Origin of the sequence: Corallococcus sp. CA041A (assembly GCF_003612075.1) — a bacterium.
Lineage (GTDB): Bacteria > Myxococcota > Myxococcia > Myxococcales > Myxococcaceae > Corallococcus > Corallococcus exiguus.
The window spans coordinates 39,161-60,495 of record NZ_RAWF01000011.1 but is presented as its reverse complement, the minus strand read 5'-3'; the positions used below and the strand labels follow the sequence as shown (position 1 = coordinate 60,495).

Annotated in this window: 19 protein-coding genes; 10 read left to right on the top strand and 9 right to left on the bottom strand. The window is 69.2% G+C overall.

Annotated elements, in window-relative coordinates; translation table 11 throughout:
* The first annotated feature begins 14 nt into the window (after window positions 1–14).
* Both D7V77_RS03800 and D7V77_RS03795 read left to right on the top strand, forming a co-directional pair.
* Window positions 15–449, top strand: coding sequence for a hypothetical protein (locus tag D7V77_RS03800; protein WP_120574897.1), 435 nt, complete (start codon window positions 15–17; stop codon window positions 447–449).
* The gene (locus D7V77_RS03795) at window positions 433–789 is read left to right on the top strand and encodes a hypothetical protein (RefSeq protein WP_120574896.1); all 357 of its coding nucleotides are present in this window, start codon (window positions 433–435) and stop codon (window positions 787–789) included. The genes D7V77_RS03800 and D7V77_RS03795 overlap by 17 nt, the downstream gene beginning before the upstream one ends.
* 10 nt (window positions 790–799) lie before the next feature.
* Here the strand turns inward: D7V77_RS03795 and D7V77_RS44570 are convergent, their stop codons facing one another.
* Complete coding sequence (locus tag D7V77_RS44570) at window positions 800–1,027, bottom strand: helix-turn-helix domain-containing protein (protein WP_233596667.1); 228 nt, start codon at window positions 1,025–1,027, stop codon at window positions 800–802.
* A 278-nt stretch (window positions 1,028–1,305) separates the two neighbouring features.
* Between D7V77_RS44570 and D7V77_RS44565 the strand changes: the two genes are divergently transcribed.
* Together D7V77_RS44565 and D7V77_RS03780 are read left to right on the top strand one after the other, a co-directional pair.
* Entirely contained in the window at window positions 1,306–1,476 is a 171-nt protein-coding gene (locus tag D7V77_RS44565; RefSeq protein ID WP_120574914.1) for a PaaI family thioesterase, read from the top strand.
* A 78-nt stretch (window positions 1,477–1,554) separates the two neighbouring features.
* Entirely contained in the window at window positions 1,555–1,872 is a 318-nt protein-coding gene (locus tag D7V77_RS03780) for a hypothetical protein (protein WP_120574895.1), read from the top strand.
* 38 nt (window positions 1,873–1,910) lie between these two features.
* Here D7V77_RS03780 and D7V77_RS03775 read toward each other — a convergent pair whose 3' ends face one another.
* From D7V77_RS03775 to D7V77_RS03765, 3 genes are all read right to left on the bottom strand, one after another.
* The gene (locus tag D7V77_RS03775) at window positions 1,911–5,126 is read right to left on the bottom strand and encodes a type 2 lanthipeptide synthetase LanM family protein (RefSeq protein ID WP_120574894.1); all 3,216 of its coding nucleotides are present in this window, start codon (window positions 5,124–5,126) and stop codon (window positions 1,911–1,913) included.
* A gap of 116 nt (window positions 5,127–5,242) precedes the next feature.
* Window positions 5,243–5,470 (bottom strand): mersacidin/lichenicidin family type 2 lantibiotic, encoded by a 228-nt coding sequence (locus tag D7V77_RS03770; RefSeq protein WP_199733727.1) that lies wholly within the window; start codon window positions 5,468–5,470, stop codon window positions 5,243–5,245.
* Between the two features lie 186 nt (window positions 5,471–5,656).
* A complete protein-coding gene (locus D7V77_RS03765; RefSeq protein ID WP_147451970.1) occupies window positions 5,657–6,220 on the bottom strand; it encodes a hypothetical protein in 564 nt (187 codons plus the stop codon).
* 104 nt (window positions 6,221–6,324) lie between these two features.
* Between D7V77_RS03765 and D7V77_RS03760 the strand changes: the two genes are divergently transcribed.
* Complete coding sequence (locus D7V77_RS03760) at window positions 6,325–7,251, top strand: RluA family pseudouridine synthase (protein ID WP_120574892.1); 927 nt, start codon at window positions 6,325–6,327, stop codon at window positions 7,249–7,251.
* Window positions 7,252–7,270: 19 nt separating this feature from the next.
* Here the strand turns inward: D7V77_RS03760 and D7V77_RS03755 are convergent, their stop codons facing one another.
* Window positions 7,271–8,002 (bottom strand): hypothetical protein, encoded by a 732-nt coding sequence (locus tag D7V77_RS03755; RefSeq protein WP_233596666.1) that lies wholly within the window; start codon window positions 8,000–8,002, stop codon window positions 7,271–7,273.
* Window positions 8,003–8,403: 401 nt separating this feature from the next.
* Here D7V77_RS03755 and D7V77_RS03750 point away from each other — a divergent pair, with 401 nt between their 5' ends.
* The 3 genes from D7V77_RS03750 to D7V77_RS03740 are packed head-to-tail and all read left to right on the top strand — an operon-like array spanning window position 8,404 to window position 12,477.
* Window positions 8,404–9,345 carry an efflux RND transporter periplasmic adaptor subunit gene (locus tag D7V77_RS03750; protein ID WP_120574891.1) on the top strand — a complete coding sequence of 314 codons (942 nt, stop codon included), beginning with the start codon at window positions 8,404–8,406 and terminating at the stop codon, window positions 9,343–9,345.
* Window positions 9,342–10,289 carry an HlyD family efflux transporter periplasmic adaptor subunit gene (locus D7V77_RS03745; protein WP_120574890.1) on the top strand — a complete coding sequence of 316 codons (948 nt, stop codon included), beginning with the start codon at window positions 9,342–9,344 and terminating at the stop codon, window positions 10,287–10,289. Before D7V77_RS03750 ends, D7V77_RS03745 begins: the two co-directional genes overlap by 4 nt.
* Window positions 10,279–12,477, top strand: coding sequence for a peptidase domain-containing ABC transporter (locus D7V77_RS03740; protein ID WP_120574889.1), 2,199 nt, complete (start codon window positions 10,279–10,281; stop codon window positions 12,475–12,477). Before D7V77_RS03745 ends, D7V77_RS03740 begins: the two co-directional genes overlap by 11 nt.
* Here the strand turns inward: D7V77_RS03740 and D7V77_RS03735 are convergent.
* Both D7V77_RS03735 and D7V77_RS03730 read right to left on the bottom strand, forming a co-directional pair.
* Window positions 12,474–14,615, bottom strand: a complete 2,142-nt coding sequence (locus D7V77_RS03735; protein WP_120574888.1) for a M28 family peptidase — start codon at window positions 14,613–14,615, stop codon at window positions 12,474–12,476. The genes D7V77_RS03740 and D7V77_RS03735 overlap by 4 nt on opposite strands.
* A gap of 480 nt (window positions 14,616–15,095) precedes the next feature.
* Window positions 15,096–16,607, bottom strand: a complete 1,512-nt coding sequence (locus D7V77_RS03730; protein ID WP_120574887.1) for an ABC transporter substrate-binding protein — start codon at window positions 16,605–16,607, stop codon at window positions 15,096–15,098.
* A gap of 592 nt (window positions 16,608–17,199) precedes the next feature.
* Here D7V77_RS03730 and D7V77_RS03725 point away from each other — a divergent pair.
* Entirely contained in the window at window positions 17,200–18,285 is a 1,086-nt protein-coding gene (locus tag D7V77_RS03725) for a ferritin-like domain-containing protein (RefSeq protein WP_233596665.1), read from the top strand.
* Here the strand turns inward: D7V77_RS03725 and D7V77_RS03720 are convergent.
* The gene (locus tag D7V77_RS03720) at window positions 18,275–18,652 is read right to left on the bottom strand and encodes a hypothetical protein (protein WP_120574886.1); all 378 of its coding nucleotides are present in this window, start codon (window positions 18,650–18,652) and stop codon (window positions 18,275–18,277) included. The two genes, D7V77_RS03725 and D7V77_RS03720, sit on opposite strands and share 11 nt — an antisense overlap.
* A 185-nt stretch (window positions 18,653–18,837) precedes the next feature.
* The gene (locus tag D7V77_RS03715; RefSeq protein ID WP_120574885.1) at window positions 18,838–19,197 is read right to left on the bottom strand and encodes a helix-turn-helix domain-containing protein; all 360 of its coding nucleotides are present in this window, start codon (window positions 19,195–19,197) and stop codon (window positions 18,838–18,840) included.
* Between the two features lie 301 nt (window positions 19,198–19,498).
* Here D7V77_RS03715 and D7V77_RS03710 point away from each other — a divergent pair, with 301 nt between their 5' ends.
* A complete protein-coding gene (locus D7V77_RS03710; RefSeq protein ID WP_120574884.1) occupies window positions 19,499–21,331 on the top strand; it encodes a serine/threonine-protein kinase in 1,833 nt (610 codons plus the stop codon).
* The last annotated feature ends 4 nt before the right edge of the window (window positions 21,332–21,335 follow it).

Here is a 21,335-nt window from a genome sequence, read left to right as displayed (position 1 = left end):
TCAAGAGGGGCGGCATGGACCTCACGCTGCGGGACGAAGTGAACAGGCTCCTTTCGCCCGACATGAACATCACGGGTCTGGGTGACGTCAGCGTGGATTGGCAGTCGCAGGGCGCCGGAGTCCAGGCCCGCTTTCCGGACCTCCACGGAATCAGGCAGGAGATCAGCTACATGTCCCTGTCAGAGGCGAAGCAGGCGGGAATCACCCTGTATGGTGATGCCTCGTTTTCCATCGACGCATACCCGGTGGAGCGCTTTCAAGGCTTCGCGCATTTCGTGGCCGCGGTGATTGTCCAGGAGGTCCGCCGAAGTCACTGCCTGCAAGCTCCTGTCGACTGGCAACGAGCAGTTGTATGCGCTGGATTGCAGTGGCCGCTACGGCACCCTCTTCTTGCAGACGTCGTAGGCCCCTGCTGCCTGCTATCGTGGACGCATGAAGACCGTGGATGAATGGAAGGCAACGCTGCGGGCCGCGATGAAGGAGGCCCTGCGCAACCGGAACGCGCCCGCTTCGGCGGTGCTTCGGGAAACGCTCGCCGCCATCGACAATGCCGAGGCGCCCGACGTGAGCGTCGCTCCTGCTCCGGTCTCTGGCGGCATCGCCGGTGGCGTGAGCGGGCTCGGCAGTGGAGAGGTGGCCCGGTTGCTGTTGTCGCCGGAGGCGGTGGATGCGCTCGTCCAGCGTGAAGTCCAGGAGCGTCGTGACGCGGTGGCGCTCTACACCCGACTTGGCAAGCATGAAGAGGCCCGGACGCTCCAGGCGCAAGTGGATGTGCTGCTGGCGCTTTGAGCGCTGCCGGTCAGCCAGCGGAGCCCCTGGATGACTCGCGGTAGGCGGCCGGCGTCTGCTCGTGGTGCCGCCTGAAGAGCGCGGTGAACGTGGCGGCGTCCTCGTAGCCCACCCGGTGAGCAACCTGTGAGACGGCTTCGTCGCTGGCGTTCAGCAACTCCCGCGCCCGAGCCAGACGGACCTCCGTGAGGTACGCCAACAGCGTTCGCCCTGTCGCTTCCATGTCTCGCGCGGTCACGAGCCTACCCGTGACAGAGATGCGCAGGTCGCTCGTCCAGTCGACCCCGGGATACTGATGCCGGCAGCGTCCAGGCTGGCCCGGTGGGTCGTGGCCGTATGGCCATGGATCAGGCCTGTCTCCGCGAGCTGGTGGAGCGCGGTCCAGGGACCGCTCGCGTCCGCCTCCCGGTGTCCTCTCGCCGGTTGAACGGGCTTGGGACGCCGCACGGCGCCTTGATCTTCGCGCTGGCCGACATCGCTTTCGCCACGGCTTGCAACTCGCATGGTTAGACAGCCATCGGCATCCAGGCCAACATCACGTACCTGACCGCGGCGAATGACAGTCCCCTGGAGGCGACAGCCCGCGAGCTTTCACGCGGCAGGAAGCTGGCCACGTATGAAGTGCGCGTGCTCGACTCCGGGGAGCGGCAGGTCGCGGCCTTCCAGGCGACTGCGTATCTGAGGTGAAGAGGTGACCTCGGCTGGAGTTGGGATGAACGAACGTGCGAGATTCATCCGGAACTCCTTTCACGAGGTGAGGACCCCATGAAGCAACTGCTGGCAGTGGCTGCGTTCCTGGCGTCGGGTCTGGTTGCGTGCGGAGGCGATTCCAGGCTGGAAGGCACCGGCAACGAAGGACAGCTGCCTTCGGTGGTCTCGGATTCAGGAGGCTCAGTGAAGGCGAGCGCCTGCACCCAGCATTACGTCCCCAGGCTCACCACCTATTGGACCTCACTCCCCATGCAAGCCGATGGGCAGGTCGGTGAGTGCGAGCTGGATGCGTCCTGCTATCCCACCTGCTGGGGCGTGGAGAGCGCCTATCCCGTCTATAGCGACTACTTCTACTGCACGCATTGTCCCTGAGGCCCTCGCTCCCGCTGCACAGCGCGGGAGCGTTTGGCCTACCTCGCCTGGGCGCGTGGAGGCTGCAACGCCAGCACGGACGGCACGAAGTCGGGCGCGGCCAGGCGCAGGAGCCCCATCCCGATGCCGGCAAGTCCCAGCATCAATCCTGGCGCCTCGGTGAACCTCGGCAGGCCGCAACGCCACGCTCCGTCCCGGCCCTGAGCCAGCACCCGCGCGGCCCGCGAGCGCGCGGTCTCTTTCCATGCCTCGTCGCCCAGCACCTCTCCCGCCAGGTGCAGCACCTCCAGGTTGCCTACGTCGCCGTGACAGAGGCAGTGGCTGCCGCCGAAGCCTTCGCGCTGCACGGTGGCGAGCCCCGCGCGAAGCTCGTCGCGCAGCCGCGCATCGTCCAGGTGGCGCAGCGACAACAGCCGGGCCAGGACGCCGCCCGCGGCTCCGTTGCACCAGGCTGTCATGAAGCCACCGGGCACCAGCGGCTCGCCTTCCTTCGACGTTCGCAAATCCTTCCAGTTGCCGCGCTCCGGGACGAACAGGGCCCGTTCGAAGGCCAATCCCTGGCGTGCGGCCTCCCGGTAGCGCTCGTCGCCGGTGAGCGTGGCCAATTCCAGCAGGGCCCAGACGAAGCCGGCCGCGCCGTGGGCCAGGCCTGTGAGCGCGCGCCCTGCGGCGGGCACCACCCACGCGCGTCCACCGTGTTCGGAGTCGCTCGCTGTCTGGAGCATCCGCTCCCCGCACTTGCGCGCCAGCCGGAGCGCCTCCTCGCTGCCGGTCTGTTGGTGGAGCCGCGTCAGCGCCAGCGCGGTCCCCGCGACGCCCGCGACCAGATCCAGCGCCGTGTCCGCGTCGATTCTCGCCTCCAGCGAACCCAGACCCGCGTGGACCTCGTCCAGCATCGCGGTGTCGCCCAGCGCCACGGCCAGATGGCTGAGGACGTAGATGTTCGCCGCGCGCCCCGTGAACACCCCCACGCCGGAAGGGTCCTGGGACTCGGGCGCGCGCCACTGCTCGCGTACCGGCACGGACGCCCTGCGCGCCAGCGCCGCGAAGTCCTCCCGGCCTGTCACCGCCGCCAGGTAGCCGTAGAAGAGCGCCACGCCCCCCACGCCGTCGAAGAGGTCCGTGCGCAGGGGAGTGAGCCCCCAGCGACGGCGCTCCAGGTCCTGGATGCCCACGCCAATCCAGCCGACGTCGTGGGCGCCCTGGATGGCTCGGGCCGCCAGCAGCTCGCCCAACTGCACCGCGCCGGCCAGGCACGCCTCGGCCGTGGCGGGCGGGGGCAGGGCATCCCCGGCGGCAGTGCCCGACGCGCGAGGCGACACGGTCTCCTGCTCCCGATCGAGCGTCACCAGCGACTGGCGGATCAGCGCCACCTGGCCGGCGCAGTCCTCGGGGCCCAGGTCTTCCAGCAACTGGCGCGAGCCCTCCAGGCCGGCGCGCGGCAGGTGATCCGGGATGCAGCGCCCCCGGCTGTCCCAGACGTGGCGGGACCCCGGTCGCGCCGTGAAGACGGGCACGTCCCCCAGCCGGAGGTCTTCGTGCTCGGAGGGCGTCAGCGTCGCCAGCGAAGGGCGCACGCGGACCTCCGCCCACAGCTTGTCGAGCAGCTGATCCCGGTCGAGCGCGTCGCGCAGGAAGTCCGGGTGCAGGCCCTCCTGGAGAAGGAAGCCGTAGCGCATCGTCGCCCGCGCGATGTGGCGCACCTCCACGTCGCGGAACCCCTCGAGTGTCCGCGCTACCTCCTCGCGATGCTGGAGAAGCAACGCGTAGGTCTCCTGGAAGCCCTCCTCGATGCACGCCCCGAACGCAGTGACGTCCACGGGCTGGCCCTCGAGCAGCGGGCGGTTGTGGGCCGCCGCCGTGGTCGGCTGCCGACGGACGACGTGCAGGGTGTCCCGCGCGCGGTCCTCCAGCGTGGGCGCGGCGTGGGGGAAGAGCTGGCCGGCCTCGCCGCCCAGGCCGCTCAGCTCCACGCCGGCCCGGCCCTCCCTGCCGAACATGAGCGTGGGCAGCAGGCCGCTGCTGAGCACGGACCGCTCAAGGAAGCGCGCGGCGCGGGACACCGCCGTGTCGTCAGCGCGTGGGGCGGGCAACTGGTGGAAGAGCCCCTCCAGGTCCACCAGGACGGGGAACTCTCCGGCGGCGAGGAGGTTGCCGGAGTGCAGGTCCACCCCGCGCAGCAGGTACAGCAGCGCCAGGTGGCTGCCCTGCCGCCAATAGAAGCGCGCCACGGCGTCGCGGTCGGTGCACCCTCCGGTCTCGACGTGCTCCACCCAGCCATGCGACTCGCGCGTCAGCACCTTCAGCCTGCGGTGCGGATGGCGCAGGCCCCAGCGCTCCAGCTGCTCCAGCAGGTCCTGGTAGCGGGCCTCGACCTCCAGCGACCGCGGCTTGTAGACAACCCGCAGGCCGGAGCGGAACGTCAGCAGCGCCACGCTACGGCCCTCGCGGTGCGGGTCTCCCGCGCCAGTGCGCGCCTCCACGAGCGGTCCTGGATCCACGTCCGCGCCGAGCACGGCCACCAGGGCCTTCCGGTCCTCCGCCAGGTGGGTCAGCAGCTCCAGGCTCGTCTGGATCCATCGCTCCAGGGACGTCACCAGGAGCCGCGCCAGCACCGGGTACTCCTCCAGGAACGCGGCGAGCCGGCCCGGGGCCTCCAGGTGGTGCAGCGCGAAGTGCTCGAAGCGCGCCTGGGGTGTTTCGCCCCGCAGTTCGCCGCGCAGCCGGGCCACGTTGAGCTCCAGCACCAGCGACCGGGTCGCGGTCTGCATCAGCCGCTGCTCCAGCGCGTCCACGAGCCAGGCTTCGGCGCGCGCGTCCAGCAATGCATCGGCGGCCAATCCGCTCCGGGTGGCCAGCGCATCAACGCCAGCCCGCAGCCGGCTCAGCCCCAGTTGGAGGAACCGGCGCGTCAGTGCGGGCACGCGCATCCGTGGGCCCGGATCCACGGGGGAGGGGAGGGCGACGTCGGCCGCGCGGTCCGACAGCACCTCTTCCAGGAGCGGCAGCCACGTCAGGGCTTCCGGCCGCGTCGTGCTTCCCGCGAGCCTGCGCACGAAGGACGCCGCGTCCAGCCCAACGCCGCGAAGCCGCTCGTCGAAGGACGCCTCATCCCCCAGCGTGCTGCGCCGCCACGCCTGGAGGCGCGACTCGGCTTGCTGGAGCGACGGGGCGGAAGGGTCCTCTCCCGCGGCCTCCCGCTCATGGAGGAAGGCAGCCCGCTCCCACGCACCCATCTTCGAGCCCTCTCGCATGCGCGCCCTGCACGTCCGTCTGGACCTGGAAAAAGACAGGCGCGAGGACCGGAGCCCCCGCGCCTCGAGTGAAACGGGTCGACTCCTCGTGGGAGCCGCCCGTCACACACCGTCCATCAGCACAGGGAGAACGTCAGGTTGGTGCAGATGTACTCACAGGAGTTGGTGGCGGTGAAACCGACGTCGATCCTGCCGCCGACCACGTCCATCAGCTCGGCCTCGCTCAGCTCGTTCAGCGTCGCGCCGGAGGGGTTCGCGGGCAGCTGGGTGCGCTGCTCGGCGGTGAGGCTCTCGCGGAACGACGGGTCCTTCCAGGCGCGGATGATCATGTCGGGGGTCATCATGTTGAGCCGCCTCCTTTTTTGACGGCCCACCCAGGCTAGCCCGCGAACTCCGGCTGCTTCAAACGTCCGCGGCCTTTTCATGTATCACCGGGTGATGCCGGTGTGAGTCGCGGGCGCCCCATTTCCCATGGCGCGTGGGAGGGAAATCACGCGTGGTGAAGAGCCATGCGCGAGACCCCTCCAGGACTACGTCTCGGGTGGGGCTTCGGGGGCTTTCTGCATCGACTCACGTGCGCGAACCCGCTCCTCGCGCTGCTTCTCGACCAGCGCTCGCGCCTTCTCCTTCTGCGGTTCCTCCAGGAGTGCTTCGACCTCGCCGTACGCCGCTGTCTCGTTGGCCTCCATCGCCTGGAGCAGGAGCTGTTGCCGCTTCAGTGCTTCTTCGCTCACGGGTTCGGGAGGTTGGGCTGGCGGCCTGTACGGAGGCCGGCCTCCGCGGCCCGCGGGGCCGACCCTGACAGGCATGGCTCCCGGCGGCGGATTGCCTCCCATGGGGGGCGTCCAGATGGCCCGGAGCTCTTCACGCAGGGGCCTGTTGGTCACGGTCAGCGCTTCGTCCCGCTGGCCTATCTTGATCAACTGGTCGGTGCTCAGCCCCAGCTCCTGATAGTTCTCGAGCAGCAACGCGAGGGGTGACTCGAAGAGGATCCTCGGGGGCGGCTGCCTTCTCTGCTCCACCGGGGGGGACGATGCGCAGGCAGTAACAAGGGCCACCAGCAACAACCACGGCGCGAGATGACGCGGCGACATCTGTCCTCCTTGGGGCGTGTGCCTTCTCTCTATTTTGATATCGCGTCCCATGGAAGGACCACGAGGTCCTGGTGTCAGCAGCACTGACGTAGAGTGCACGGGTGATGTCCCAGCCTGACGACTCCTCCGGCCTGAATGACGGCTACGTGTACCGCGAGCGGATTGGCGCCGCCTCCGTGGGGCGCACCACGCTCGCCCACCTGTCGGACAAGTACCGGCACTCCACCGAGGAGGAGTGGCGTGCGCGCTTCGTGCGCGGCGAGGTGCGACTGGACGGCCTCATCGCGACCGGCGACGAGGTGTTGCGGGCCCACCAGGAGCTCTGCTGGCACCGGCCGCCCTGGCGGGAACCGGAGGCGCCCGAAAGCTTCGAGTTGGTGTACGAGGACGCTTCGCTGCTCGCGGTCATCAAGCCGAGCGGGCTGCCGACGCTGCCCTCCGGCGGCTTCCTCAAGCGCACGCTGCTCTCGCTCGTGCGGCTGCGCTGGCCGGAGGCGTCCGCGCTGCACCGGCTGGGGCGGGCGACCTCGGGGCTGGTGCTCTTCTCCCGCACGCATGAAGCCGCCGCGAAGCTCTCAGGCAACTGGCGCGAGGGCGACGTGGAGAAGCGCTACCGGGCGCTCGCGGACGGGGTCGCGGCGCAGGAGTCCTATGACATCCACACGCCCATCGGGCTGGTGCCGCACCCCGTGCTGGGGGCGGTGCACGGGGCGACCGCGAAGGGCAAGCCGTCACACAGCCGCGCGGAGGTCCTGGAGCGGCGTGACGGACAGACCCTCTTCGAGGTGCGCATCCACACGGGCCGCCCCGAGCAGATTCGCATCCACCTGGCGGCCATCGGTCATCCGCTCACGGGAGATCCGATGTTCGCCTCGGGAGGTCTGCCCCGCGAGCACGCGCCCGGCCTGCCCGGAGATGGAGGCTACCTGCTCCACGCGGAGACGCTCGCGTTCACGCACCCCATGACGGCGGAGCGCCTGCGACTGTACGCCCCACCTCCGGCCGCGTTGAGGATGGCGTCGGAAGCCTGAGCCCCCACACGCAATGGCCTCAGTAGGAGCCCCACCGTGACGGAAGCGGGCCACTCCATTGCGTCTTGAGCCCCGGAGTCGTCAGCGGCGCGGTGCCACTGATGCGCATGATGCTGGAGCTCTCGTTGAGGCTGGACCAGTCCGCGGCGATGTTGCGGCAGTAGCGGTCTTTCGCGAAACCGGTGGTCATGTCGTGGATGCAGGGGGTGGCATCCCAGACGCGGTCCGCTTGAAGGCGCTGGACGGCGGCGACGATGGTCAAGGGCATCTCTCCAGAGGCTCGAACGAAGGGAACGCCATCGACAGGCACGCCCTTCGACGACAGCAGCTCGAAAGCCTTGCCGGAGTAGCTCAGCGTGCCAGGCATGCTGAAGTCCCAGGCACTGGCGCTGAAGGGCGCGGTCTGTCCACAGGATGCCGCGTTGCTGGGAGCGTCGGTGCAGGCGCCGCCGAGGTGAAGCACCAGCACTGCGCCCGTCTCCACCGTGTAGCCCTGGGGAAAGGTGAAGGCGAAGTCGGAGTTGGTGAGCTCCTGGAGGGAGATACCGGTCAGCGTCCCGCCGGTGACGGCCACCAGTTCGATGAGGTCCTGCGGGGCGTCTGGGTTGATCTCGGTGATGCGAAGCGAGGCTTCCGGCGGAGGCTCACCGCCATCCAGGGTGCCCGTATCCGAGTCCCCGGCATCCGGAGCGCCCGCGTCGCCGGAGCCCGCGTCGCCGGAGCCCGCGTCGTCGGACGTGCCTGCGTCCACGCCCGAGTCACCCGCACCTGCATCTGGCGAGGACGCCTGAACGCAGCGTTCCTCAACGCAGACGATGTCGGGGCCCCGGGACGCACAGTCCGCTGTTTCCGTGCACTCTGGGTCGGAGCAGGCGGAGACAAGCGGGAGCAGGGCAAGGGCTACGAGTCTCGGGCGGAGCATGGGGAGGACCTGGATGCGCGGTGGGGGGAGCGCGCTGAACATAGAAGAAATGGCAGCGCTGTTGGGGAGGGGAGCGCTGGCCCGGCTCCTGGCCGCCCGCCCCCTGGAGATGGAAAGTGGCGTCGCGCCCCGCCGAAGTACAATGCGGCACTGGTTACGACTCGCCTCCCCGTCCTTCGATCCTGCCCCTTTGAGCCCGTGCGAGCCGCCCCCCGCATGACTTCTGTGTGATGTCACGACGCACGACATGGATGATGGGCCTGGGCGCCCTGGTCTTCCTGGGGGCGCTCCTGCTCATCCGGTGGCACGGCGGCCGTGGAGCCTCGGCCGTGGCCCGGCCGGGAGCGGCTGTCTCACAGGAACTCGTGCCCCGCGTGATGGAGCCTGCGTCCCGCCGTGAGGGCTTCCTGGGCGTCATCGTCGCCAGCGGCAGCGTGGACGTGGCCGCCAGGCTGGAAGGCTCCCTCGAACGCGTGAACGCGCAGGTCGGAGACACCGTGCGCCAGGGCGCGGTCCTCGCCCAGCTGGACACGCGGGCCCTCCAGCGCGAGTTGGCGGTGGCGCAGGCGTCGCTCCAGGCAGGGGAGGCGGAGCAGCACATCGCCTCCATCGCGCTCACGGAGATGCAGGAGCGGCTCCAGCGCCGCTCCGACCCGCAGCAGCGCGCCCTGGGGGCCCTCTCCGAGGAGGAGCTGGCCACCGCACGCTTCCAGGAGCAGACCGCCGTGGCCCGCCTGCGCGCCGCGGAGGCGATGGTGGCGGAGCGCAAGGCGCGCGTGGCGCAGATTGCCCAGAAGATCTCCGATGCCTCCGTCCTCGCGCCTTTCGACGGGCAGGTCGCGAACCGCTACCTCGACACCGGGGCGATGGTGGCTCCCGGCCGCGCCGTCTTCCACCTCATCCGCTCCGGAGCACAGCAGGTGCGCTTCGCCATTCCGGAGGACCAGGCGGCGAGCCTTTCCGTGGGCACGCGGCTGTCCGTGGAGGTGCCGTCCCTGGGGCAGGTCCTGGAGGGGAGGGTGGAGAACCTGGCACCGGAAGTAGACGCGGCCTCGCGCATGCTCCTGGCCATCGCGAGCGTGCCGCGCGAGGGCCATGCTCCGGTGCCCTCGGGTGTCGTGGTGCGGGTGTTCGTCCAGAAGGACGCCGCTTCCCAGGCGGTCACGCCATGACGTCCAGGCCGAGCCCGTATCGCAAGGAGGCGCTGGAGTACCGGCAGCGGGCCCACGCGGAGTCCGGGGGCGACCTCTTGCGGATCAGCCCCGCGTGGACCCGGTGGGCCTACTGGGTGCTGGTGGGCGCGCTGGCCTGTTCGCTGCTCTTCTTCTGCGTGGGCACGCTCTTCGAATACGCGGCGGGCCCCGCGCTCATCCGCGTGGAGGGCAAGACGGACCTGACGGTCGCGTTCTCCGGCGTGGTGCTGACGGTGGACGTGCAGCCCGGCCAGCGCGTCGTCGCGGGCCAGCCGCTGGTGCACTTCGCGTCCGAACAGGAGCAGGGGACCCTGGCGCGCATCTCCCGCGAGTTCGAACTGCAACTCGTCCGCTACCTGCGCGACCCCTCGGATGAAGGGGCACGCCAGGCGCTCACGGGCCTCAGGGCCGAGCGCGAACTGGCCCAGGCCCGGCTGGAGGAGCGCACGCTGCGAGCACCCCACGCGGGCGTCGTCGGGGATCTGCGGTTGCAGCCCGGCCAGTACATCCCCTCTGGCATGCGCGCGCTGTCGCTCCTGGGGGACGACGCGACGGTGGTGGTGCTGGGCTTCCTGCCGGGCCAATACCGTCCGCTGCTCGTGCCGGGCATGGACCTGCGCCTGGAGCTGCAGGGCTTCGCCTACGAGTACCGCGACCTCGTCATCGAGTCCGTGGGTGATCAGATCATCGGGCCCGCGGAGGCGCGGCGCTTCCTGGGCTCGGAGCTGGGGGACGCCATTCCCTTGGAGGGAGCGCTGGTGCTCGTGCGCGCGCGGTTGCCGCTGCGGACGTTCGTCCGCGAGGGACGGACCTTCAACTACTACGACGGCATGCCGGCGCGGGCAGAGGCGCGGGTGAAGTCGGAGAGCATCCTGCTCACGCTCGTTCCCGGACTGAAGGAGTTGCTGCCCCATGGCGGATGAATCCGGACGGGGGCTCGTGGAGCGCTTCCCCGCGCTGCGGAGGCTCCAGGCGGCGGCGCGCGGGCAGCGCATCCCGGAAGTGCGGCAGATGACGCCGGCGGAGTGCGGCCTCGCCTGTCTGGCCATGGTGCTGGGCTTCCATGGCCGGAGCGTGGGACTGGACGAGCTGCGGCGCGTGATGGGCACCTCCCAGGACGGGCTCGCGGCGGCGCACCTGCTGACGGCGGGACGCGCCTTCGGCCTGAGGGGGCGGGGCGTCTCCGTCGACCTGGACGGAGTGCCCTTCCTGCCCGAGGCGTCGGTCCTCCACTGGAAGTTCACCCACTATGTCGTCCTGGAGCGGTGGGCCTCCGACGGGGTGCACATCGTCGACCCGGCGCAGGGCCGGCGCTTCGTGACCCTAGAGCAGTTCCGGCAGTTCTTCACCGGCGTGGCGCTGCTCTTCGAACCCGGCGAAGGCTTCGTGCGAGCCCCGGGCAAACCCAAGCGCAGGTCGCGCTACGTGGAGAAGTTCGCGCGCCAATCCCAGACGCTCACGCGGGTGTTCGTCCTGTCGTTGATGTTGCAGGTCCTGACGCTCTCCATCCCCCTGCTGACCGGCCTGGTGGTGGACCGCGTCGTTCCCCGGGGCGACTACCACCTGCTGCTGGTCCTGGGCGTGGGGCTGGGCGCGCTGGTGTGCTTCCACCTGCTGACCTCGCTGGTGCGCAGCCACCTGTTGCTGGAGCTGCGCACGCGGGTGGATTCGGACATGACGCTCGGGTTCCTCGAGCACCTGGTGTCGCTGGCGTATCCCTTCTTCCAGGCGCGCGCCGCGGGCGACCTGATGGCGCGCCTCAACGTCACCGCCACCGTGCGCGAGGTGCTCTCCTCCAGCCTCGTGTCCACGCTGCTGGATGGCCTGCTGGTGGTGCTCTACTTCGTCATCCTGACCGTGGCGAGCCCCGGAACGGCCCTGCTGGTGGGCGCCCTGGGCGCGTTGCAGGTGCTGGTGTTCGAGGTGTCCCGGCGCCAGCAGCGCAGCCTGCTCGCGCGCAACCTGGAGCTGGAGGCGCGCAACCAGAGCTACCAGATTGAAATGCTGACGGGGATGCAGACGCTGAAGGCCTTCGGCGCGGAGCACCGCGCCGTGCAGCACTACTCCAGCCTCTTCGTGGACGTGCTCAACGTCTCCCTGGCCCGAGGCCGGCTGACCGCCTGGGTGGACGCGCTCTCCGGCACGCTGAAGTTGAGCGCGCCGCTGCTGCTGCTCTGCATGGGCGCGCTCCAGGTCCTGGAGGGTCGGATGAGCCTGGGGACGATGTTGAGCCTCAACGCGCTGGCCGTGGCCCTGCTCACGCCCCTGGCGAACCTGGTGGCCACGATGGGGCAGCTGCAGCTGGTGGGCAGCTACATCGAGCGGATCGATGACGTGCTGGACACCCCGGTGGAGCGCGATCCGGCGCGGCCGGAGGCGAGCGCGGAGCTGCAGGGACGGATTGAAATGGAGCGCGTCTCGTTCCGCTTCGGCACCCTGGCGCCGATGATCGTCCAGGACATGTCCGTGCGCATCGAGCCCGGGCAGTTGGTGGCGATTGTCGGGCGCTCCGGCGCGGGGAAGAGCACGCTCGCGAACCTGCTGCTGGGGCTCTACCTGCCCACGGGAGGACGGGTGCTCTACGACGGAGTCGACCTGGAGCAGCTGTCCTTGAGCGCGGTGCGGGAGCAGGTGGGAATCGTCCTGCAGGAGCCCTCCTTCTTCGGAGCGACGCTGCGCGCGAACATCGCGCTCGGCGACCCTTCAGCGCCCCCGGAGCGCATCGTCGGCGCGGCGAAGCAGGCGCAGATCCACGATGAAATCATGGCCATGCCGCTCCAGTACGACACGCCGCTGGCGGACAGGGGAATGTCCCTGTCCGGAGGCCAGCGGCAGCGGCTGGCCCTGGCCCGCGCCCTGGTGCGCGACCCGAAAATCCTCCTCCTGGATGAAGCGACCAGCGCCCTGGACTCCGTCACGGAGCACCGGGTCCAGGACGCGCTGGCTTCACTGAACTGCACGCGCATCGTCATCGCGCACCGGTTGAGCACCATCCGCAAGGCGGACCTCATCCTGGTGATGGAGGACGGGCGCATCGTCGAGCAGGGGCGCCATGAGACGCTCGTGCAAGGGGATGGCGCCTACGCCCGGCTGGTGTCAGCCCAGCTCTAGCGTCCGCGCGTCATGATGCCGCCCTGCTCCAGCAGCCCGAACAACTCCAGCAGGGACTCCACGGGAAAGACATAGCCATACTCGGCATGGGCCGCGTCGCGGATGTCCGCCACGGAGCGCTTGCCGTCGGCGTAGCTCGCGAGCGCATCCGCCAGTTGGTAGAAGCGCAGCTCGCTCTCCCCCTGTTCGCGCAGGGCCGTGGACGCGGTGTTCATGGCTGCCTTCACAGTTTCCACCCGGGCCTTGGATTCGGGGGGCGCGCTGCGCTCCAGGTCATCGAACGACGCGAGCTCCTGGCCCTTCACGCGACGCGGAACGAAGGCCCGTGCCTTGCGCTCGGCTTCGCCAGGTGAGGGCTCCTTCAGGGACACGCCGCGCGCCTTCCCGTCCGCATCCAGGCGCTTCAGGGCCTGGGATTCAGCGGTCTCCAGCGCCTGGACCATCGCCTTCACCGGTTCGGCGGGCGCGCCCAGGGCCAGGCAGGAGCGCAGGGCGTCGCGTTCGCGCTGGTAGCCCGCGCGCACCCCTGCTCGGGCCAGACGGGCGAAGCCGGGCACCTGCGCGGCGGGCGTCGAGGCCAGCTCGCGGCGGGCCCGGAACTCGTCCTCCGCCACGCGCTTCGCGCCGTGCACCGCCACCAGGCGCGAGAGCTCCAGGGCGCCCATGCCTTCGGCCCACGCGGCCACGGTGATGCCGGCCAGGCCCGCGAACGCCGCGCGGTGCAGCTGGGTAGGGTCCACGTTCTCCGGCCGGTCGCCGCTGGTGTGGTAGGCGTCATCGGGCCACGTGGAGTAGGCGACGCCCGGGATGCCGTGGTCGTTGAAGAGCTGGTGATCCGAACCCCGGCCGTAGCGCTCCATGTGCGCATCCATCGGGTCCTGCGAGCCGGTCACCGAACCGATGCGGAAGTCCTTCCTCGGCGGGTAGGCCACCCCGTTGAAGCGGTTCATGAAGGCGACCGTGGACTCAGACACCGCGTTCACGAAGCTGCCATTCCAGTCCGGCGTATAGGAGACCTGGAAGCGCGAGTGGACGCGGGTCATGCTGGCGCCGAGCATGTCGAAGTTGAACTGCGCCACCCGCCGCACCGGATCCGCGCCGTGGTGTGAGAACCAGTCGCGGGTGCCCTCGAACTCCGGCAGCCACAGCACGCGCAGGGTTCGCACCGGCTGGGGCAGCACGCCCTTGCGGATGAGCGTGGTGTACGTGCGCACCAGCTCCAGCACCGTGGCGGAGCCGGAGGCGTTGTCGTCGGCCCCGGGCTTGTAGTGGTCCAGGTGGGCGGTGAGGACGACCTCCTCTCCCGCGAGCGTCCCGGGAATGACGCCGCTGACGATGCTGAGGTGTCCCATGGGCGCTTGCGTGGCGACGCTCACGTCCACCTTCACCGGCCCCTCCCGCAGCTGGGCGCGCAGCTCACGCCCCTGCCGGTCGGACACCATGAACAGGAAGGGCGTCCGCGCGCCCTGCGGCATCAGGCTCCGGGGGACAGCGGCCCAGCCCACCTGATCCGGGAAGTCACCGTCCATGCGGTGGGGCGCGTTCCACGGCGGCGTCGAGTAGGACGAGACCACGCCCACTGCGCCCAGCTTCACCACGGCGTTACGCAGCGCGGACGTGGGGTGCCCCCGGGTGAGCACCACCTTGCCCTTCAGGTCCTTGCCCGCGTACTCCGCGTCCTGGGTGCCCGTGCCCACGTCGACCAGCTCCAGGTCCGTGCCCTCGAAGCTGCCGCTGCCGGTCGCCAGGGCCATGGGCAGGTCGGCGTAGGACGTCACGCGGTACCGGTGGCGACCGGCCACCCACAGCTCGCCGCGCGTGGCCCGCCACTGGGGCCCGTCCTTCATGGCCTCCAAACGGACGTCCTGGAGCCCCGCGGCCTCGGCGGCGGCCTTCGTCCAGGCGGCTGCCTCCGAGTAGCCATCGAGGCTGTCCCTCGCGAGGAGGGACAGCCGCTGCACGCCGTCATGGATCCGGTCGCCCGAACTCTCCTGGATGAGGGCGCGCACCACGTCGTCCCGAAGCACCAGTCCGGTGGTGGGAGAGATGGGCCCCAACGGGGACGCGGGAGTCTGGGCGGAGGCGCTGAGTGAGACAGACAGCGCGAGGAGGGCGAAGGGCAAGGAGCGGAATGTCATGGGGTGTCTCGGGAAAACTAGCACCCGCTCCACGGAGTCACGTCCCCGGATTCAGCCTCAACCCTGGCGTGCGAATCGTTCTAGGGGTAGGGCAACTTTCCATTGTCAAGCGCGACAATCCGTGTGTTCCATCCACACGGATATTCCATGCGCGCGCACGATTGGCGGTGTTCTGTCTGCTGACCGCCCTGACCGCATTCCCAGACATTGGGAACGCCCAGACGCCACCGCTTGTCATCAAGAGCGTCAGTGTCGACACGCCGACGGTCGTGGCCGTCCTGCCTGCACCGGTCGCGGTCATGCCTGGCACGTATCTGCTGACGGTGTCCGCCATGGACCCTGCCGCGTCGGGTTACGACCGCTTCAACGTGAGCATTGGAACGGGAGGCGCGGCGGGGCCGAAAGGTGACACGGGGCCCACTACTCATTGGCTCGCGAGGAAGGAGGGAGCGGGCTCCCTCCTTCCCACGACTTCAGTGGCTACGGGCTGAACATGCCAGTCAGCACGCTGGCGCGGCCTCGAGGCAGGGCGCGCTTGAACGGGCTCGTCGCGAGGTCCGAGCCGGGCTGGTACCAGCTCTGGATTTCAGCGAAGTACGTCTGGCCCGACTGCAGCACGCCCGGGGGCAGGTACACGCTCTGGAGATCCGTGTGCAGCGCCGCCACGCGCGTCGCGGTGGTGTAACCGTTGCTCGTGCCCAGCCGGAAGACGTTCACCACGTAGTTCGTGGCCGTGCCTACCAGCGGCTTCGACCAGCGCAGCGAGGCGTCAGTCCCCACGCCCGTGAGGTTCTGGAACGCACCTCGCGTATTCACCAGGGGCGCCTGCACCGGTCCGACGAGGGGCTGCACGGGCGCGGCGGTGAATGCGCTTGCCTCCTGATCCACGCGGATGTCCACGCCCATGGTGTAGGGCGTCGCGGTTCCCAGCGCGTAGCTCTTCGTGAAGCCCGCGGCGGCGAGCGCCACCTTCTGCCACGTCGCCGGGAGCGCGTTGTTGTACGTCATGCTCCCCGTGACGATGTCGGTCCGCTGCGTATCAGGATTGAGCTTCACGAGCAGTGGCTGCCCGCTGATGGACGCGAGCGCCGTGCCCAGCGCGGCCGGCCGGGCGGACATCCAGATCTCGTTGTACGTGCTGACCGCGCCCGGGTTCACCTGGGTGCGCATGGCTTCGAAGGCCGAGCGTCTCCAGTCCACCGCGAAGGTGCCTGTCGCGGTGGGCTGGGTGAAGGTTCCGCTGACGGAGGCGGGCTGGCCCTCCACCTGCGTGATGCTCGCGTCGAGCACCTTGTGCATCGCGCGGTAGGGCACTCCATTCGCGCTCGTCTGCCACCGCATCTGTACCAGCGAAAACACATCCCCGAGGCCGCTGTCGAGCAGCACCGGGTTGAGCATGTCGGAGTAATCGAAGCTCAGCCCGGAGAGCGACGTGGCGCCCGCCAGGGGGAACCCCGTGACGCCGCCGTTGACGTAGCCGAACGCGCCCGCGTTCAACGAATACACCTCCAGGTAGTCCCCCGGCTGCCAGGGAGACAGGCCGGTGGCGGACACCGTCACGGGAGTGGGCAGCGAGACGAAGGTGCCATCACGGCCCCACTCCGTGGAGCCCAGGTCGAACGTGCGGCCGGTGCTCACCAGGTAGCGCGAGCCCAGCTTCAGGTAGATGCGGCCGGAAGGGACGTTCGGCACGGAGAGGGTGCCGTCCGCGGAGCCCGTGCCCGGGTAGGCCGTGAACGCCCCGGTGGTGGAGTCCCGCGTGTATGCCACCACCGACGTGGCGGACTGGTCGTACGGCTTCGTCTCGTTGCCCGACGTGGCGACGAAGGTGACCGGGCTGGTCCCGGTGACCTGGGTGATCAATCCCTGGGTGAGCTGGGAGGTCGTGTCCGCGGACACGGCGGAGTCCACCGCCTCGGCCTCGTCGAGACCCGCGCATCCAACGCCGGTCATGCCGACCAGAAGCCCGAGGGAAACCAATGACATATTCATTGTGGAGGGAGCCCTTTCGGCGGCGCCCAGAATGGCGCCGCGCAGGGAGATAGATACCGCGCCGGTCTGACATTTCCGGGCGCGCTTCGATTCCAATTTTCCCTCGGGGCCGTGAAAACAAACGCGCTTGTCGGCAGGTGATTCCGGCAACGGGCCATCGGTGGTGTTTCTGCGTGAGCAGGAGAAAAAAGTCTTGGCGGACTTTTCTTTGGCCCTGTCCGCTCATCCCCGCGCCTCGCTGCCTTGCGCCCCGTCAGAATGGCGAAGGTCGAGTCCGGGCAACGCCCGCTTCATCACGTGCTCGACGGTGGCCTGACGCCGGGCCCGGTCATGCAGCCTGCGGTCCAGCGAGGGGTCCGCCTGGGCCGCCTGTTTCACGTCCTGCCGGCTCAGTCCCATCCGCACGGGGAGAGAAGGGCATCACGCGGTCGTTGTGGAAGCCCACCACGTCCATCAGGACGTCATCCTCGAGCGTCACCTCTTCACCATGCTCGCCGACGCCTGGTCCGAATCCGCCGCTGTCTGACATCGAGCATGGCGGTCAAGAGCCGCTCCAGTCCGCGCAAGGCCACCGCCGCGGCGGAAGCCCCGCGTGCATCGCGATGCACAGGTGGGCGCCCTCCTGCACACCGGGGCGCTCGTCCTTCCCCTGGGGGGCGGTTGCACGCGCTGGCACATGCGTTGCTCCAGGGAGGGCATGGTCGAGCTCATCGCGGTGTTCGTGTGTTTCATCGTCCTTCTGGGACCCATGCTCTTCGTTTCGGGAATCGTCGTCATGATGAAGGGCGCCGGGACCCGTGGGGGCGTCCTGACGATCCTGGGCGCCACGACGATGGGGCTCGTGTACTGGGCCTACAGTGCAATCAGTCACATGAACTTCTCGAAGGGACGCGTGCTGCGTCTCAAGGGGCGCGCTCGCGTGGCCCGCCGCGCCCTGGGAGACGGCTGGGCGGACGACGCCGCTCCAGAACTCGAAGGGCTCACGCCCTGGCAGCGGACCGTGCTGGGGGAGGCGTGGCTGCACTCCGCGGGCATGGAGCACGCGTCGGTTCCTGCCTTCGCGAAGCTGTCGCTCAAGCTCTCCGCCCTGGGCGCACCTTCGGAGCTGCTGGAGGCGTGTCACCTGGCGGCCCTGGACGAGGTCCGTCATGCCAGGCGGTGTTTCGCGCTCGCCCGGGCCTACTCGGGGGTGCCCTGGAGCGCGGGAATGATTCCGGAGCTGGGCCAGGACCGCCCCCAGCGTCCCAATCCAGGCGAAGGCGACGAGTGGTCGCGGCTGGTGCGCGGGTCGTTGCTGGATGGGTGCCTGGGTGAAGGACTCGCAGCCAGCGTCGCCGCTGAAGCGTCAAGGCGGGCCAGCGACCCGGTCGTGCGGGAGACCCTGGCGGTCATCGCGGAGGATGAGGGACGGCACGCGGAGCTGGCCTGGGATGTCATTGTGTTCGCCCTGGAGCGGGGCGGCGGCAAGGCGAAGCAGGCACTGCGTCAGGCATTGGATGCGCTGGAGACGCAAAGGACGCCCTCGCTCCCCAGCATCCCGGGAGTCGATGAGTCCTTCCTGGCGCGCAACGGTGTGTTGCCCCAGGCGGAGCTGGGACGGCTGATGGAGGAATGCATCCAACGGACGCGGGCGAGAGCCATGGGGTCGGAGTACGCCCCGACGCCGGTTACTGCTTGATCCAGCGCGCCGCTGCCCAGGTGGCGAGGAAGCCTGGCGGGAGAAAGGCCGGCGCCACTCGCACGATCCATTCCAAGGTCCAGATGTCCGTGGTCCTGAGGCCCACGAAGCCCACCAACACGTAGATGACAACCATCACCAGTTGAGCTCGCCAGGTGCATCCCCGCTGATATGCCCCGGTGAGGACGATGGCCGCTCCCACCGCGGCTCCCGCGGGCGCCGAGTGCGCCGCGACGAACAGGGCCAGCTCGAAGAAAGGCATCCATCCCTGAAAGCCAAAGAACATCATCAAGACGAGGGTCGTCGCGGCGACCGCGTAGGGGATTCCGAGGACCCCGCCTTTGAGCATTCCCTTCAGCATCTGCATGCAGCCTCCTGGAACCCGGAGGTTGCACGGAGGCCTCTCCCGCGGGAGTCCGGGTCCCATGAACGGTCCGTTTTCCGCCTCCAGCCGTCGAGAATGCGCGGTGAGTCGCGGTGCGCTGGTGACCGGGACCGGAAGGGCGGGAGGCGGACGAACCCGACGTGATGACGCGGCGGAAGTAGAGGCCTCTAGCGGGTCAGGACGGTAGCGACGTGGAGGAGTGCTTCGAGCTTCTCCGCGTCCAGCTTGCGCGCAAGGTAGAGCAGGCGGCGCAGGGCGGGCACTTCGTCCTCGCGCGCTCGCGGACGCTGGCCCTTGCGGCCTCGCACCAGGGCGGTGAGGCCGAGCATGTCCTCCGGAGACACCTTCAGTTCCGTGCAGAGACGGTAGAGCGTCGGAACGCTGGGGAGCATCTTCCCGCGCTCCAGGCGGCTGTAGACGGTGGAGAGGAGGCCCACGCGAGGGCCCACCTCGGTTTGGGTCAGGCCCTGCTCCTCGCGGGCGGCGCGGGCGACTCTACCGATCGTGATGGCCAGTTCTTCATTCATGGGATCGGCTCGGAAGCAGGTGGAGGTGAATGCGCGCCTGAGGCTCCCCATGCGCCGCACGAGGTGTAGCAGACGACGTCGGCCGGAGGATGCACCATCCGGTCAGGGAGGCCAGGGGGTGGGGCAGACAGGCATTGGGTGCGTGGACTTGAAAGAAACAGAAGAGTAAACCTGAAAGAACTACTGTGAGAGGAGGGGCATCCAGAGGAATGCCCGGGCTTCTCGTGTTTCTGGTAGCGTCCCCAGCCCCGCTTCGAGGACGTCGCATGCGAGTGGCCCTGAGTTCCCAAGGAAGGACGATATGAAGCCGCCTCCCTCCATCCTGCCGCCCGGGGCCAAGGTCTTGGGCTACACGGTGGAGCGCCAACTGGGGCAGGGGGGCTGCGGCACGGTGTACCTCGCTCGCAACGCGGGGCAGCCCTTCGCCATGAAGCTGCTGCACCTGCCGCGCGTGGGCGAGCGGGCGGAGCGCGAAATCTCCATCCTCTTGAAGCTGCGCCACCCCAACGTGGTGGGCATCCAGGGCCACGGCCTGTGGCCACCAGGGGCGCCGCAGTTCGTCATCATCGTCATGGAGTATGTGGATGGGCGCCGGCTGGACGTGTGGGCGGACGAGGAGAACCCCACGGCGCGGCAGGTGGCTCGCGTAGTACTCGATGTAGCGCGGGCACTGGCGGCTTCTCACGTGGCGGGCGTGCTGCACCGGGACGTGAAGGAGGCCAACGTCATGGTTCGGGCTTCGGACGGCCTGGCCAAGCTGTTGGACTTCGGCATTGGCGACTACGAGGGCGCGCGGAGGCTGACGGTGGACATCCTGCCGCCGGCGACGCCGGAGTATCGCTCCCCGGAGGCGTGGCGGTATTTCCGGCAGCACGCACGCCTGGCCGGAGCCCAGTACAGCGCTGGTCCTTCGGATGATTTGTGGGCCCTGGGTCTTGTCCTCTACGCGTTGCTGACGGCGCGAAAGCCTTTCGATGGAGTCGACGACGCCAGCTTCATCGAGGCCGTCATGACCCGTGAACCGGTGCCGCCGCACGAGGAGAATGCACGGGTGCCTCGAGCGCTGGGCGACGTGTGCTTGCGCCTCCTGGAGAAGACGCCAGAGACGCGCACGTTGAGTGCCCTGGCCGCTGTGACGGAGCTTGAGCGAGTGCTGGTGCACGCGGACGCGGCGTGGGACGTGCCGCTCTGCGACGCCTTCGGTGAGGACACCGCGACGACGGAAGGGGGGAGGGACAGCGAGGAGCGGTGGAGGCTTGCACCGATGTACCGTCCTCGTCGTGGAAGACGCCCACCGCCGCCAGGACTCCCTCCGTCCGCCGACGCGGCGACGACGGCGAGCGGGACCCCCGTGAAGGCCGCGCCGAAGCCGCGAGGACACTCGCGGGCCTGGACGAGGGTCGCGCGGGTCCTGGGGCTGCTCGCGGCGGGGGCCTCGCTGATGCTCTGGCCGTCACGAATGGCTCCGGTGACGCCTCCCCGTCAGGAAGTAGCGCCCTCTGGCAAGTCGCCTCAAGCTGACCGCGCCGCGGCTCCCATCGGGCCGGAGGCCACCGCCGCGGCCGTCGCACTCCCCGCGACGCTCCAGGAGGTTTCAGCCACCGTGACTACGCAGCCGAAAGACACCCTGCCCCTTCAGCTCCCCTCTAAGCCCGCGAAGAAGGGCCTGGGGATCATGGCCCGTGCGGTGAGCGCGGCGGCGGCCTGCACGGCACTCGCATGCCCTGGCACCCAGGTGCGCCCTGCGCCTCCTCCCGAGCCGTGCCCGGTGGGAGCCGCCAAGGTCATGGAGAAGTTGGGTATCAATATCGGGACAAAGGAAGACGCGCTCTTCGTCGTCGACGTGCCCAAGGTGATTCCGGTGCGGGAGGGACCCACTCAGTTGATCCTGATCAGCGATTGGGGGGACATGCCGCGCATGACAGTGCTGTCAGGCCGGCTCATCGTGAGGGACCGCGTCTATGGGCGTCTGACCTGGGCGACGACGCGGAAGGGCGACAGCTTCCCCGTGTGCATCGAGGTCTACGCGGAGGAGGGCGAGCGAGGAATGGCTCGAGAACCCGGAGACGACTCGGTCTCCAGTGCCCGCATCTACACGACAGCTCGCGTGAAGGCAGTGGGCGAGTTCGAGTAGCAGA